The following is a 12,318-nucleotide window of genomic DNA, read 5'->3' on the forward strand; positions in this document are numbered from 1 at the left end:
AATTGGAAAGACAAGGGGCGTTACACCACGAGCGTGTGATATATTCAGCAACATGAGCACCCCGATTTTCACTACTTCCAGCAGCGCGGACCATGCTGCAGCGACGCCGGCGAGTGCACCGATCGCCGTCGTGATTCCTTATTTCCAGCGCCAGGAAGGCGTCCTGCAGAAGGCGCTGGCATCGATTGCCGGCCAGCAGCTGTACCCCGCCGAAGTCATCGTGGTCGACGACAGCTCGCCGGTGCCGGCACGGGGCGAGGTGCAGGCAGTGAGGGCGCGCTGGCCGAACCTGAACGTACGCGTGATCGAACAGCCGAACGGCGGACCCGCCGGGGCGCGCAACAAGGGGCTCGACAGCGTGTCGCCGCAATGCGACTACGTGGCTTTCCTGGATTCCGATGACGAGTGGCACGATACGCACCTGCTGCACGCGAGCGCCGCCCTAGCGCAGGGCAACGACTTTTATTTTTCGGATTTTTTCCGCCTTGGCCATTCGACAACCGTGTTCGAACAGAGCGCAGTGTTCAAGAAGGACGCGCACCCGGTGCTGCCGGGTGGCTACCCGGTTGCGCAGTACCAAGGCGACATGACGGAACAGATCCTCGGCGCCAATGTCATCGGCACGTCAACCGTCGTGTACCGCTTCCGCAAGTTCGCCAATCTGCGTTTTCGCGAAGAATTCGTCTATGCCGGCGAGGACTTCCTGTTCTGGCTGACACTGAGCACACTGACGAAGGCGTATGTTTTCGGCACCACGCCGGAAGTGACCTATGGTCGCGGCGTGAATATCTACGCCGGCTCGGGCTGGGGCACTGAGAAATCGATGGACCGCCTGCACTACGAAACCAAGCTGGAACTCGCACTGCCGCGCCTGTTCAAGCTCAACGCCGAACAACAGGGACGCAACCGCGCCAAGCTGCGCTTCCTGCGCCACACCATGGTCAAGGACATCGTCCACCGGCTGACGCACCGCAAACCCATCAACGGCCCGCTGCTGCGGAAGCACCTGGCCATGGACCCTAAACTGCCATTGTATGTGCCGGCGGTGGGCTGGCAGATCGTTGCCGGTCGCCTGCGCACCCAGGCCGCCCCGCGCAAGGAATGAGCGGCTGGCGCCGAGAGGGCCTCGGCGCGGCCGACTGCGGCATCAGTTCCAGCGCGGCAAACCGTCGAACTGCTGCGCGCCCTCCCCCGAGAACCGGATGAGTTCGGCCAGCGGCACGGTGGCCAGGTTGTCGCAGCCATAGTGGCCGCCCAGCGCGCTGGGAATCTTGAGGCAGTATTTGCGCCCCTCGGTCAGCGGCCCCAGCGCGGCTTCGGCCAGGCGCACCGCCTCTGGCATGTACCAGTCGTTGAGGAAATCCTGGTTGTAGGCCAGCGCGTCGAGCGCGGCGCGGCTGCGCGCCAGCGGCTCGCAGACCAGTTCTTGCGGACGCAGGCACCAGAAATGGTCGTCCTCGTCGCGGATGATGAGGTTGCCGAAGGCATTAGCCCCGAGAACTTCGACGGCGCTCATGCCGACCCAGCCCCAGGCCTCGTTGATGTCGTCTACATCGATCATGGTCATCGCCCCTGAATGTCGCCATGGCGCATGCGCGCGGCGGTTCGCAGGGTTGGACAGGCCGGGCCCGTGTGCATTGCAGCAGAGGCGAGCGGGTTTGACCTGCGTCGAGGCCGTTAAGACCGAGAAAAGATGTGCCTGCTTGAACAACGCCGGCTTGAAAAACGGAAAAGCCGCTGACTCTTGCGAATCAGCGGCTTCGAATCTGGTTGCGGGGACAGGATTTGAACCTGTGACCTTCGGGTTATGAGCCCGACGAGCTGCCAGACTGCTCCACCCCGCGTCTGATGAAATGAATTATACGCCCATTCCCCTTATTAGGCAAATGCAATACTGCGGCCATGTGCGATTGCAACACGATATAACGCATGGTCTGCGCTGAAAACAGGTCGACCCCACCCGTCGGGCGCTGCCCTATCGCCCCCGCATTCAGTGTAAAGTAAGGGCAATGCCAATTCGTCACACGACCATGAAATTCTGCTCCGAGTGCGCCCACCCCGTCCTGCTGACCATCCCCGAAGGCGACAACCGGCCGCGCTACGTCTGCACCCATTGCCACACGATCCACTATCAGAATCCGAAACTCGTCATCGGCTCGATTCCCGTCTGGGAGGCCGACGGCCGGCTCCAGGTCTTGCTGTGCAAGCGCGCGATCGAGCCGCGCTACGGCTACTGGACCCTGCCGGCCGGCTTCATGGAAAACGAGGAGACCACCGGGCAGGCGGCGGTGCGCGAGACCGAAGAAGAAGCCGGCGCCAACATCGAGCTCGGGCCCTTGTTCACCCTGCTCAACGTGGCCCACGTGCACCAGGTCCACCTGTTCTACCGGGCGCGCCTGCTCGACCTCGACTTCGCGGCCGGCATCGAAAGCCTCGACGTGCAGCTGTTTACCGAAGACGAGATCCCCTGGGACGACCTGGCCTTCCCCACCATCCGCACCACGCTGGAACTGTTCTTCGCCGACCGGATCAAAGTGCGCGAGGGCGGCAGCTATGGCTTTCACAGCCGCGACATCCATCGCCCGATGATCGCCCCACGCGAACCGGATTGAGATGATTCCCTGGCTCGAGACCGATACGCCGTTTCCCGACGTATCCAAGGCACTGACGGTCGAAGCGCCGGGCCTGCTCGCGGCCGGCGCCGACCTGTCGCCGCCGCGCCTGCTGCAGGCTTACCGCAACGGCATCTTTCCCTGGTTTTCCGAAGGCCAGCCCATCCTGTGGTGGAGCACCGACCCGCGCATGGTGCTGTACACAAGCGACTTCAAGGTGAGCGACAGCCTGGCCAAGACGCTGCGCAAGGTCGAGCGCAGCCGCCACGAGGGAGGCCGTTGGGACGTGCGCTTCGACTCGGCCTTCAGCGACGTCATGCGCGCCTGTGCCGCGCCGCGCCGCGACGGCCCCGGCACCTGGATCTCCAGCGAGATCATCGACGGCTACAGCGGCCTGCATGCGCTGGGCTATGCCCACTCGTCCGAAGTCTGGCTCGACGGCGAACTGGTGGGCGGCGCCTATGGCGTCTGCATAGGCCGCATGTTCTATGGCGAATCGATGTTCGCGCGCGTGTCCGACGCTTCCAAGGTCGCGCTGGCCTACCTGGTGGCCTTCCTGCGCGGCCACGGCGTGCGGATGATCGACTGCCAGCAGGAGACCGGCCACCTGGCCTCGCTCGGCGCGGCGCCGATCCCGCGCAGCCGCTTCCTGGAGCACCTGCGCGCCGCCATCGCCGAGCCGCCCATCCGCGACTGGACGGTCGGTGCGCCGCTGGCGGCGCCGGGCGCCGGCGCGCCGGCCGCATCCGCAGCGTCCGCAGGGTCCGCTGCAGCGGCCGACAAATCCGGCAATTCGCCCGCGATACCGTTGGATGGCTAACGGTATCGCGGGCGGGTTTTCGCTAGAATAGGTTCATCACACGTCGTCTCGAGAGTTTTTTGCATGACGCACCTACACGACCTGCCCTTCGCGACGCTGCAGTTCTACACGACGGCGCCCTATCCCTGCAGCTATCTCGATGCGCGCCAGGCGCGTTCACAGGTCGCCACGCCATCGCACCTGATCAATGCCGACGTGTATTCCGAGCTGGTCAAGAACGGCTTCCGGCGCAGCGGCATCTTCACCTACCGCCCCTACTGCGACGGCTGCCAGGCCTGCATCCCGGTGCGCGTCAAGTGCGAGGACTTCACGCCCAACCGCACCCAGCGCCGCGCCTGGAAGCGCCATGGCAACCTGGTCGCGATGGTGGCCAACCTGGCCTTTTCCGACGAGCACTACGCACTCTACCTGCGCTACCAGACCACGCGCCACGTGGGCGGCGGCATGGACCAGGACAGCCGCGACCAGTACGCCCAGTTCCTGCTGCAAAGCCGCGTCAACACGCGCCTGGTCGAATTCCGCGAGCCGGACGGCACCCTGCGCATGGTGTCGATCATCGACGTGCTGTCCGACGGCCTGTCATCGGTGTACACCTTCTTCGATCCCGACATCGAGAATGCCTCCTACGGCACCTACAACATCCTGTGGCAGGTGAACCAGGCGCACGAGCTCGGACTGTCCTACGTGTATCTCGGGTACTGGATCGAACAGAGTCCCAAGATGGCCTACAAGATCAACTTCCGGCCGCTCGAAGCGCGCATCGACGGCGAATGGGGCGTGCTGCAGCGCTAGGCCGGGTTGTCGCCGTGTGATACAAGTGCTAACAAAGTCGTTGACACTCAACTACGTATGCCGCAGCGCATCACGTTAGAATGATGGGGAGATCCTTTTTGAGTTCCCCATGCCCGACAAATTCCTGTACACCCTCGTCCGCCCCGCACTGTTCTCGCTCGATCCCGAGACGGCCCACAACTTCACGCTGCCCATGCTGTGTCGGGCAGCCGCGCTCGGCCTGACGGGCGCGTTCAGGAAACCGCTGCCCGACCCGCGCACCGTCATGGGCATCACCTTCCCCAACCCGGTCGGCCTGGCCGCCGGCCTGGACAAGGATGGGGCCTACATCGACGGCCTGGCCGCGCTCGGCTTCGGCTCGATCGAGATCGGCACCGTGACCCCGCGCGGCCAGGCCGGCAACCCCAAGCCGCGCATGTTCCGCCTGCCGCGCGCGCGCGGCATCATCAACCGCATGGGCTTCAACAACGGCGGCGTCGACGCCTTCGTGGCCAACGTGCAAGCCTCGCGCTTCTACCAGGAACGCCAGGGCGTGCTGGGCCTGAACATCGGCAAGAACGCCGACACGCCGATCGAGCAAGCCGCCGAGGATTACCTGCACTGCCTGCGCAAGGTCTATCCGTATGCGAGCTACGTGACGGTCAACATCTCGTCGCCCAACACCAAGAACCTGCGCCAGCTGCAGGGCGCGTCCGAACTGGACGGCCTGCTGTCCCAGCTGAAGGCCGAGCAGACCAAGCTGGCCGACCACCACGGCCACTACGTGCCGATCACGCTCAAGATCGCGCCCGACGTCGACGGCGACCAGATCCGCGACATCGCCGGCGCCCTGCTGCGCCACAAGATCGACGGCGTGATCGCCACCAACACCACGCTCAACCGGCGCGACGTCGAAGGCATGAAGCACGCACAGCAGGCCGGCGGCCTCTCCGGCGCCCCGGTGTTCGAGCAGTCGAACATCGTGATCCGCGCGCTCAAGAAGGAGCTGCGCGACGACATCCCGATCGTCGGCGTGGGCGGCATCATGCGCGGCCAGGACGCGAAGGCCAAGATCGCGTCCGGCGCCAAGCTGGTGCAGCTGTACAGTGGCCTGATCTACGCCGGCCCGGCCCTGGTGCGCGAATGCGCCGACGCGCTGCGCGACAACGGCGCGAAGAAGAAAAAGCAATGAGCATGCGGCGCAAGACACTGGGCCGCACCGACCTCGAGGTGAGCACCGTCTGCCTCGGCACGATGACCTTCGGCGAGCAGAATACCGAGCAGGAAGCGCACGCCCAGCTGGACTATGCAATCGGGCGCGGCATCAACTTCATCGACACCGCCGAGCTGTATCCGGTGCCGCCGAGCGCGGCCACCCAGGGTTCGACCGAGCGCTTCATCGGCTCCTGGCTCAAGGCGCGCGGCGGGCGCGACAAGCTGGTGCTGGCGACCAAGATCGCCGGCCCGAACGGCAACCAGGCCTGGATCCGCGGTTCAAAACACAATCTCGACGCCGCCAACCTGCGCGCCGCCGTCGACGCCAGCCTGCGGCGCCTGCAGACCGACTACATCGACCTCTACCAGCTGCACTGGCCGAGCCGCAACGTGCCGATCTTCGGCGCCAATCAGTTCGATCCGCGCAAGGAACGCGACGGCGTGGCGATCGAGGATACCTTGCGTACCCTGGCCGACCTGGTCAAAGAGGGCAAGATCCGCCACATCGGCGTGTCGAACGAAAGCCCGTGGGGCGTGTGCGAATTCGTCAAGCAGGCCGAACTCCGCGGCCTGCCGCGCATCGCCACCATCCAGAATCTATACAACCTGACCGCGCGCGCGTTCGAGACCACCTTGCTGGACGAAGTCTGCTACCGCGAAGACGTCAGCCTGCTGGCCTACAGTCCCCTCGCCTTCGGCCAGCTGAGCGCCAAGTACGTCGACGACCCGCAGGCGCGCGGCCGCCTGACGATCTATCCGCCGACCTGGAGCCCGCGCTACCTGCGGCCGGCGGTGTTCGAGGCCACCCGCGCATATGCGGCGCTGGCGCGCGAGCACGGCTTGACGCCGGCGCAGATGGCGCTGGCCTGGTGCTATTCACGCTGGTTCGTGGGATCGACCATCGTCGGGGCGACCACGCTGGCGCAGCTCGAAGAAAACATCGATGCGGCGCAGATCACGCTGAGCGACGAAGTGGTGCGGCGCATCGACGAGATCCACGGGCGAATCACGAACCCCGGCCAGTAAGGATCAATCCCCGACCTTGATCACGACCTTGCCGAATGGCCCGCGCGCCAGGTGCTCGTAGGCCTGCACGGCTTCGTCGAAGGCATACACGCGATCGATCACCGGCTTGATGCCATGCCGGTCGAGGAAGGGGTTCATGCGGTCGAACGATGCGCGCGGCGCCACGGCGATGCCGCGAATTGTCGTCTGGCGGAAGATCAGCGGCATCAGTTGCAGCGCCGCCGTCTGGCCGGTCAGGAAACCGACCTGCGCGATCACGCCGGCCGTCCTGGTCGCCAGCACCGACTTGTTCAGGCCATCCCCGCCAGCGACATCGATCGTCACGTCCACGCCCTTTCCGCCTGTCAACCGGAGAACCTCCTGCTCCCAGTCGGGATGGGTACGGTAGTTGATGCCGTCGCCGACGCCGAACTCCCTCACCCTGGCCAGGTTCGCGTCGCTGCTCGAGGTCGCGATCACCCGCGCGCCGTGCGCCAATGCAATCTGGGCCGCGAAGATCGACACGCCGCCAGTGCCCTGCACCAGCACCGTCTGCCCCGGCTGCAGGTTGCCGACGTCCATCAGCGCATACCAGGCCGTCAGCGCCGCGATCGGCAGGGTCGACGCTTCTTCATCGCTCATGCCTTGTGGAGCCAGGACGGCGCCGTCCTCGTGCAGGATCATGTATTCGGCCAGGCCACCCGGCAGCGGCGAGCCGAGGCAGTATTCCGGTTCGTCCGGCGCAGGCGCGCCGTCGAGCCAGCGCGAATACAAATGCGAGTTCACGCGGTCGCCGAGCTTGAAGCGCGTCACGCCCTCGCCGAGCGCGACCACCTCGCCCACGGCGTCGGATACCGGGATCAGGGGCTTGGGGACCTTGTGCGGCTCATAGATGCCGTCCACGATCGCCTTGTCGCGGAAGTTGAGCGACACGGCGCCAACCCGCACCAGCAGTTCACCCCGTTGCGGAACCGGCAGCGGCACGTCGTCCAGCACCAGGTTGTCCAGGCCGAAATCCTTCAGCAGCCATGCTTTCATCATATTCTCCATCGTTGAATCGGGCCTGAGGTCACCCGGGATGAACAGTCTAATTTCTTCCCATTGATTGAGTTAGTAGCTAAAATTCCGGACTTTCCATCCCCGGATTCCACAATCAGCCATGGAAGACCGTTTTGCAGGTATCCGCGAATTCGTGCTGGCGGTCGACAAGGGAAGCTTCACCGCCGCAGCGACGCAACTCGGCGTGACCGGTTCGGCGGTCGGCAAGAGCATCTCCAGGCTGGAGGCGCGACTCGGCGTCCAGCTCCTGCACCGCACGACGCGGCGCATCGACCTCACCCACGCCGGGGAAGCCTACCTGGCCAGCTGCCGCAGCATCATGGAAGAGTTGGACCAGGCCGAATCCTGGCTGGCAACGGGCAGCCGCGAGCCGCGCGGGCGCCTGCGCATCGACCTGCCGACCACCTTCGGCCGGCGCCACATCGTCCCCGCCCTGCTGGCGCTGGGCGTGCGCCATCCGCAGCTGGACCTGTCGGTGAGCTTGCGCGACCGCGCGGTTGACATGGTGGCGGAAGGGATCGACATGGCGGTGCGGATCGGCGCGTTGGGGGACCATCCCGACCTGGTGGCGCGCCGCCTCGGCGCCCAGCAATTGGTGATCTGCGCCGCACCAGGCTATCTCGCGCGCAGGGGTGAGCCGACGACGCCGGCCGACCTGGCGCATCACGATTGCCTGACCGGATGGGGACGCGGGGCCAGGCCCAGCTGGCTGTTGAAGAACGAACACGGGGCCTTCGAGCGCCGCGAGGTGCGGGCACGACATGAGCTCACCGACGGGGACGCGCTACTGGACGCTTGTCTCGCAGGCTGCGGACTGGCGCAGCTGCCGACCTGGCTGGCCGGCGAGGCGCTGCGCTGCGGCGCTCTGGTGCAGGTGCTGCGCCCCTTGTCCGGGGCGGTGATGCCGATCCACATATTGTGGCAAAAAACGTGGCACCTGCAGCCCCGGGTCAGGGTCGCGGTCGAGGCGCTTGCCGAACTGGCGGCAAAGCGGACGGACATATTCGATCCCGCTGCGAGCGGAACCTAGGCCCGTCACTCCGCCGTCGCGATCGCTTTTTCGATATCCGCCCGCGTATACCCTTGCGCGAAACGCTCAATGAAGTGGAATGCATACGCCCGCAGATACGAGCCGCGCCGCACCGCCAGGCGCGTCACGTTCTGCGCGAACAGGTGCGAGGCCTCGATCGCGCGCAGCCCCTTGTCGCGGCCGTGGTCGAAGGCCATCGAGGCCACGATGCCCACGCCCAGCCCCAGCGACACGTACTGCTTGATGACGTCCGAATCCATCGCGGTGAGCACGATGTCCGGCGCCAGCCCGGCTTCGACGAAAGCGGCGTCGATGTGGCTGCGGCCGGTGAAGCCGACGTCATAGGTGATCAGGGGATGCTCGGCCAAATCTTCCAGGCGCAGCGGCGAGCCGCTCGAGAAGATCGGGTGCCCCTCGGGCGCCACCACCAGGTGGCTCCAGCGGTAGCACGGGAAGGACACCAGGTCGGGGAAGGCCGACAGGCCCTCGGTCGCGATCCCGATGTCGGCCTTGCCCGAGGCCACCCATTCGGCGATGTGCTCGGGCGCGCTTTGCTGCAGGGCGATGCGCACGTTGGGGAAGGCGGCGCGGAATGACTGCACCACCTGCGGCAACGCGTAGCGCGCCTGGGTGTGGGTGACGGCGACGGTGAGCGTGCCGCTGTCCTGCGCGGCGTATTCGCGGCTGGCCTGCTGCAGGTTCTCGGCTTCGACCAGCAGCTTTTCGACGATGCGCAGGATGCCCTTGCCCGGCGGCGTGAGGCCCGTCAGGCGCTTGCCGTTGCGCTCGAAGATGACCACGCCCAGCTCTTCCTCGAGCTCGCGGATCTGGCGCGACACGCCCGGCTGCGAGGTGAACAGGGCGTTGGCGACTTCGGTCAGGTTGAAGTCGCGCCGGGCCGCTTCGCGGACCGAGCGCAGCTGCTGGAAGTTCATATCGCGTTTCCTTCGTCGACGAACACTTCGATGCGGCGCGGACGCACGACCAGCGTCTCGCCCTCTTTCAGTCCCAGGCTGGCGAAGCGCTCGTTCGGCATCACCGCCTCGATCAGCTGCTGGTTGTCGGCGCGCTCGAGGTCGAGCTGGGCCAGCGGGCCGATCGCATGCGCGCGGCGCAGCTTGGCCACCACGCCTGCGGCGCCGGGCGTGTAGCGCTCGACGTCCAGGTCGTGCGGACGCACGTAGCCGATGCCGGCGCCATCCACCACGCCGGCGTGCTGCGGCGCCTGGAAACGCACGTCGCCGCTGGCCAGCACGCCGTCGTTGACGCGGCCGTGGAACAGGTTGACGTTGCCCAGGAAGCCGTACACGAAGGGCGAGGCCGGGTTGTTGTACACCTGGTCCGGGCTGCCCAGCTGCTCCACGCGGCCCTTGTTCATCAGGACCACCTGGTCGGCCACTTCGAGCGCCTCTTCCTGGTCGTGGGTGACGAAGATCGAGGTCACGTGCAGGTCGTCGTGCAGGCGGCGCAGCCAGCGCCGCAGCTCCTTGCGCACCTTGGCGTCGAGCGCGCCGAACGGTTCGTCCAGCAGCAGCACACGCGGTTCGACCGCGAGCGCGCGCGCCAGGGCGATGCGCTGGCGCTGGCCGCCCGAGAGCTGCGGCGGATAGCGGTCGGCGATCCAGTCGAGCTGCACCAGTTCGAGCAGCTTCTTGACCTTCTCGCGGATCTGGGCTTCGCTCGGGCGCTCCTTGCGCGGCTTGACGCGCAGGCCGAAGGCGACGTTCTCGAACACGGTCATGTGCTTGAACAGCGCATAGTGCTGGAACACGAAGCCGACCTGGCGCTCGCGCACGTGGCGGTGCGAGGAATCCTGGCCGTCGAGCAGCACGGAACCGGAGTCCGGATATTCGAGGCCGGCGATGATGCGCAGCAGCGTGGTCTTGCCGCAGCCCGAAGGCCCCAGCAAGGCGGTCAGCTCGCCGTCGGGGAACTGCAGCGAAACGTCGTCGAGCGCCGTGAACTGGCCGAACTGCTTGCGGATATGTTGTACTTCGATCGTCATGCGTGGCTCCGGCGTTGTTTCAGTGAGGGGCGTCCGTCGAAGCCTTACGGGCTTCGTGCAGGCGCCATTCGATAAAGGACTTGACGGCCAGGGTCACCAGGGCGAGCAGCGCCAGCAGCGATGCGACGGCGAAGGCGGCCGTGAAGTTGTATTCGTTGTAGAGGATCTCGACGTGCAGCGGCATGGTGTTGGTCTCGCCGCGGATGTGGCCCGACACCACCGACACCGCGCCGAACTCGCCCATCGCACGGGCATTACACAGGATCACGCCATACAGCAGGCCCCATTTGATGTTCGGCATCGTCACGCGCCAGAAGGTCGACCAGCCCGAGGCGCCCAGCACCAGCGCGGCCTCTTCTTCTTCGGTGCCCTGCTGCTGCATCAGCGGAATCAGCTCGCGCGCGACGAACGGGAAGGTGATGAACACGGTGGCCAGCACGATGCCCGGCACCGCGAACAGGATCTTGATGTCGTGCTCCGCCAGCCATGGGCCGAACCAGCCCGAGGCGCCGAACAGCAGCACGTACATCAGGCCCGCGATCACCGGCGAGATCGAGAACGGCAGGTCGATCAGGGTCAGGAGGATGCTCTTGCCGCGGAATTCGAACTTGGCGATGGCCCACGCCGCCGCCACGCCGAACACCAGGTTCAGCGGCACCGAGATCACGGCCGCGATCAGGGTCAGCTTAATCGCCGACACCGCATCCGGGTCCAGGATCGATTCGACGTACAGCTCCCACCCTTTTTCCAGCGCCTCGGTGAACACCGCCGCCAGCGGGATGAACAGGAACAGCGTCAGGAAGATCAGCGCGATGGCGATCAGGGCCACGCGCACCCAGCGCGGCTCGAGCACGCTGGTGTCGAGGCGCTTGTTGTTGGCGGCGCGCTTGGCCGGCGGCGCCACCTTGTCGAGGACCGCGCTCATGCCTTGCCCGCCCGTTTGCGCGTCCACGCCTGAAGAAGGTTAATCGCCAGCAGCAGGATGAAGGAGAACACCAGCATCACCACCGCGATCGCGGTCGCGCCGGTATAGTCGTACTGTTCCAGCTTGGAGATGATCAGGAGTGGCGTGATCTCGGACACCATCGGCAGGTTGCCGGCGATGAAGATGACGGAACCGTATTCGCCGGTGGCGCGCGCGAAGGCCAGCGCGAAGCCGGTCAGGAGCGCCGGCACGATGGTCGGCAGCACCACGCGGATGAAGGTCTGCAGCGGCGGCGCGCCCAGGCTGGCGGCGGCTTCCTCGAGTTCGCGCTCGGCTTCCTCGAGCACCGGCTGCACCGTGCGCACGACGAACGGCAGGCCGATGAAGGTCAGCGCCACCACCACGCCCAACGGCGAGAAGGCCACCTTGATGCCCAGCGCCGCCAGGTACTGGCCGATCCAGCCGTTATGGGCGTACAGCGCAGTGAGCGTGATGCCGGCCACCGCGGTCGGCAGCGCGAACGGCAGGTCGACCAGGGCGTCGATCAGGCGCTTGCCGGGGAACTGGTAGCGCACCAGCACCCAGGCCACGATGCCGCCGAAGACGACGTTGATGGCGGCCGCGATCAGGGACGCGCCGAAACTCAGGCGGTAGGACGCCACCACGCGCTCGGACGTGACGGTCGCCCAGAAATCGGCCCAGCTCATGCTGGAGGTCTTGAGGAATACCGCCGACAGCGGGATGAGGACGATCAGCGCCAGGTAGAACAGCGTGAAGCCCAGCGAAATGCCGAAGCCGGGAATGACCCGGCCTGGCCGCTTGGGCTTGGTTGCTGCCGCGTTGCCCGGCAATGCAAGCGAAGTCATGCGAGTCCTT

The 12,318-nt window shown here is 66.0% G+C and carries 13 protein-coding genes and 1 tRNA gene; 7 read left to right on the forward strand and 7 right to left on the reverse strand.

Going from position 1 to position 12,318, the window contains the following annotated elements; genetic code table 11:
• Nucleotides 1-52: 52 nt before the first annotated feature.
• On the forward strand, nt 53-1,105 hold the full coding sequence (locus tag ABIB42_RS03765; RefSeq protein ID WP_429247920.1) for a glycosyltransferase family 2 protein: 1,053 nt from the start codon (nt 53-55) through the stop codon (nt 1,103-1,105).
• 42 nt (nt 1,106-1,147) lie between these two features.
• Here the strand turns inward: ABIB42_RS03765 and ABIB42_RS03770 are convergent, their stop codons facing one another.
• Together ABIB42_RS03770 and ABIB42_RS03775 are read right to left on the reverse strand one after the other, a co-directional pair.
• Nucleotides 1,148-1,561 (reverse strand): T6SS immunity protein Tdi1 domain-containing protein, encoded by a 414-nt coding sequence (locus ABIB42_RS03770; RefSeq protein WP_005665771.1) that lies wholly within the window; start codon nt 1,559-1,561, stop codon nt 1,148-1,150.
• 206 nt (nt 1,562-1,767) lie between these two features.
• A tRNA-Met gene (locus ABIB42_RS03775) sits at nt 1,768-1,844 on the reverse strand.
• Between the two features lie 186 nt (nt 1,845-2,030).
• On the opposite strand from ABIB42_RS03775, the gene ABIB42_RS03780 reads away from it, so the two are divergent.
• From ABIB42_RS03780 to ABIB42_RS03800, 5 genes are all read left to right on the forward strand, one after another.
• Nucleotides 2,031-2,612, forward strand: coding sequence for an NUDIX hydrolase (locus ABIB42_RS03780; RefSeq protein ID WP_005665769.1), 582 nt, complete (start codon nt 2,031-2,033; stop codon nt 2,610-2,612).
• A 1-nt stretch (nt 2,613) separates the two neighbouring features.
• Nucleotides 2,614-3,432, forward strand: a complete 819-nt coding sequence (gene aat / locus ABIB42_RS03785) for a leucyl/phenylalanyl-tRNA--protein transferase (protein WP_005665767.1) — start codon at nt 2,614-2,616, stop codon at nt 3,430-3,432.
• Between the two features lie 63 nt (nt 3,433-3,495).
• Nucleotides 3,496-4,224 carry an arginyltransferase gene (locus ABIB42_RS03790; protein ID WP_005665766.1) on the forward strand — a complete coding sequence of 243 codons (729 nt, stop codon included), beginning with the start codon at nt 3,496-3,498 and terminating at the stop codon, nt 4,222-4,224.
• Nucleotides 4,225-4,333: 109 nt separating this feature from the next.
• The gene (locus ABIB42_RS03795; RefSeq protein ID WP_005665765.1) at nt 4,334-5,395 is read left to right on the forward strand and encodes a quinone-dependent dihydroorotate dehydrogenase; all 1,062 of its coding nucleotides are present in this window, start codon (nt 4,334-4,336) and stop codon (nt 5,393-5,395) included.
• A 2-nt stretch (nt 5,396-5,397) separates the two neighbouring features.
• Complete coding sequence (locus ABIB42_RS03800; protein ID WP_273162282.1) at nt 5,398-6,444, forward strand: aldo/keto reductase; 1,047 nt, start codon at nt 5,398-5,400, stop codon at nt 6,442-6,444.
• 3 nt (nt 6,445-6,447) lie between these two features.
• Here the strand turns inward: ABIB42_RS03800 and ABIB42_RS03805 are convergent, their stop codons facing one another.
• The gene (locus ABIB42_RS03805; protein ID WP_429247921.1) at nt 6,448-7,464 is read right to left on the reverse strand and encodes a zinc-dependent alcohol dehydrogenase family protein; all 1,017 of its coding nucleotides are present in this window, start codon (nt 7,462-7,464) and stop codon (nt 6,448-6,450) included.
• Between the two features lie 118 nt (nt 7,465-7,582).
• Between ABIB42_RS03805 and ABIB42_RS03810 the strand changes: the two genes are divergently transcribed.
• On the forward strand, nt 7,583-8,512 hold the full coding sequence (locus tag ABIB42_RS03810; RefSeq protein WP_429247922.1) for a LysR family transcriptional regulator: 930 nt from the start codon (nt 7,583-7,585) through the stop codon (nt 8,510-8,512).
• A gap of 5 nt (nt 8,513-8,517) precedes the next feature.
• Here the strand turns inward: ABIB42_RS03810 and ABIB42_RS03815 are convergent, their stop codons facing one another.
• From ABIB42_RS03815 to cysT, 4 genes are read right to left on the reverse strand one after another with little or no spacing between them, the layout of a single operon-like run.
• A complete protein-coding gene (locus ABIB42_RS03815; protein ID WP_005665763.1) occupies nt 8,518-9,447 on the reverse strand; it encodes a CysB family HTH-type transcriptional regulator in 930 nt (309 codons plus the stop codon).
• On the reverse strand, nt 9,444-10,517 hold the full coding sequence (locus ABIB42_RS03820; RefSeq protein WP_005665761.1) for a sulfate/molybdate ABC transporter ATP-binding protein: 1,074 nt from the start codon (nt 10,515-10,517) through the stop codon (nt 9,444-9,446). The genes ABIB42_RS03815 and ABIB42_RS03820 overlap by 4 nt, the downstream gene beginning before the upstream one ends.
• Before the next feature lie 19 nt (nt 10,518-10,536).
• Complete coding sequence (cysW, locus tag ABIB42_RS03825; protein ID WP_219865021.1) at nt 10,537-11,442, reverse strand: sulfate ABC transporter permease subunit CysW; 906 nt, start codon at nt 11,440-11,442, stop codon at nt 10,537-10,539.
• On the reverse strand, nt 11,439-12,308 hold the full coding sequence (gene cysT, locus ABIB42_RS03830; protein WP_005665758.1) for a sulfate ABC transporter permease subunit CysT: 870 nt from the start codon (nt 12,306-12,308) through the stop codon (nt 11,439-11,441). The genes cysW and cysT overlap by 4 nt, the downstream gene beginning before the upstream one ends.
• Nucleotides 12,309-12,318: the final 10 nt, after the last annotated feature.

Origin of the sequence: Massilia sp. UYP32, assembly GCF_050434365.1 — a bacterium.
GTDB lineage: Bacteria > Pseudomonadota > Gammaproteobacteria > Burkholderiales > Burkholderiaceae_D > Telluria > Telluria timonae.

Excerpts from the sequence above, each read along its gene's own strand:
- cysT (WP_005665758.1), bottom strand. The coding sequence starts at position 12,308 with ATGACTTCGCTTGCATTGCCGGGCAACGCGGCAGCAACCAAGCCCAAG.
- ABIB42_RS03765 (WP_429247920.1), top strand. The coding sequence starts at position 53 with ATGAGCACCCCGATTTTCACTACTTCCAGCAGCGCGGACCATGCTGCA.
- ABIB42_RS03790 (WP_005665766.1), top strand. The coding sequence starts at position 3,496 with ATGACGCACCTACACGACCTGCCCTTCGCGACGCTGCAGTTCTACACG.
- ABIB42_RS03795 (WP_005665765.1), top strand. The coding sequence starts at position 4,334 with ATGCCCGACAAATTCCTGTACACCCTCGTCCGCCCCGCACTGTTCTCG.
- ABIB42_RS03800 (WP_273162282.1), top strand. The coding sequence starts at position 5,398 with ATGCGGCGCAAGACACTGGGCCGCACCGACCTCGAGGTGAGCACCGTC.
- ABIB42_RS03820 (WP_005665761.1), bottom strand. The coding sequence starts at position 10,517 with ATGACGATCGAAGTACAACATATCCGCAAGCAGTTCGGCCAGTTCACG.
- ABIB42_RS03770 (WP_005665771.1), bottom strand. The coding sequence starts at position 1,561 with ATGATCGATGTAGACGACATCAACGAGGCCTGGGGCTGGGTCGGCATG.
- ABIB42_RS03810 (WP_429247922.1), top strand. The coding sequence starts at position 7,583 with ATGGAAGACCGTTTTGCAGGTATCCGCGAATTCGTGCTGGCGGTCGAC.
- ABIB42_RS03780 (WP_005665769.1), top strand. The coding sequence starts at position 2,031 with ATGAAATTCTGCTCCGAGTGCGCCCACCCCGTCCTGCTGACCATCCCC.
- ABIB42_RS03815 (WP_005665763.1), bottom strand. The coding sequence starts at position 9,447 with ATGAACTTCCAGCAGCTGCGCTCGGTCCGCGAAGCGGCCCGGCGCGAC.
- ABIB42_RS03805 (WP_429247921.1), bottom strand. The coding sequence starts at position 7,464 with ATGATGAAAGCATGGCTGCTGAAGGATTTCGGCCTGGACAACCTGGTG.
- cysW (WP_219865021.1), bottom strand. The coding sequence starts at position 11,442 with ATGAGCGCGGTCCTCGACAAGGTGGCGCCGCCGGCCAAGCGCGCCGCC.
- aat (WP_005665767.1), top strand. The coding sequence starts at position 2,614 with ATGATTCCCTGGCTCGAGACCGATACGCCGTTTCCCGACGTATCCAAG.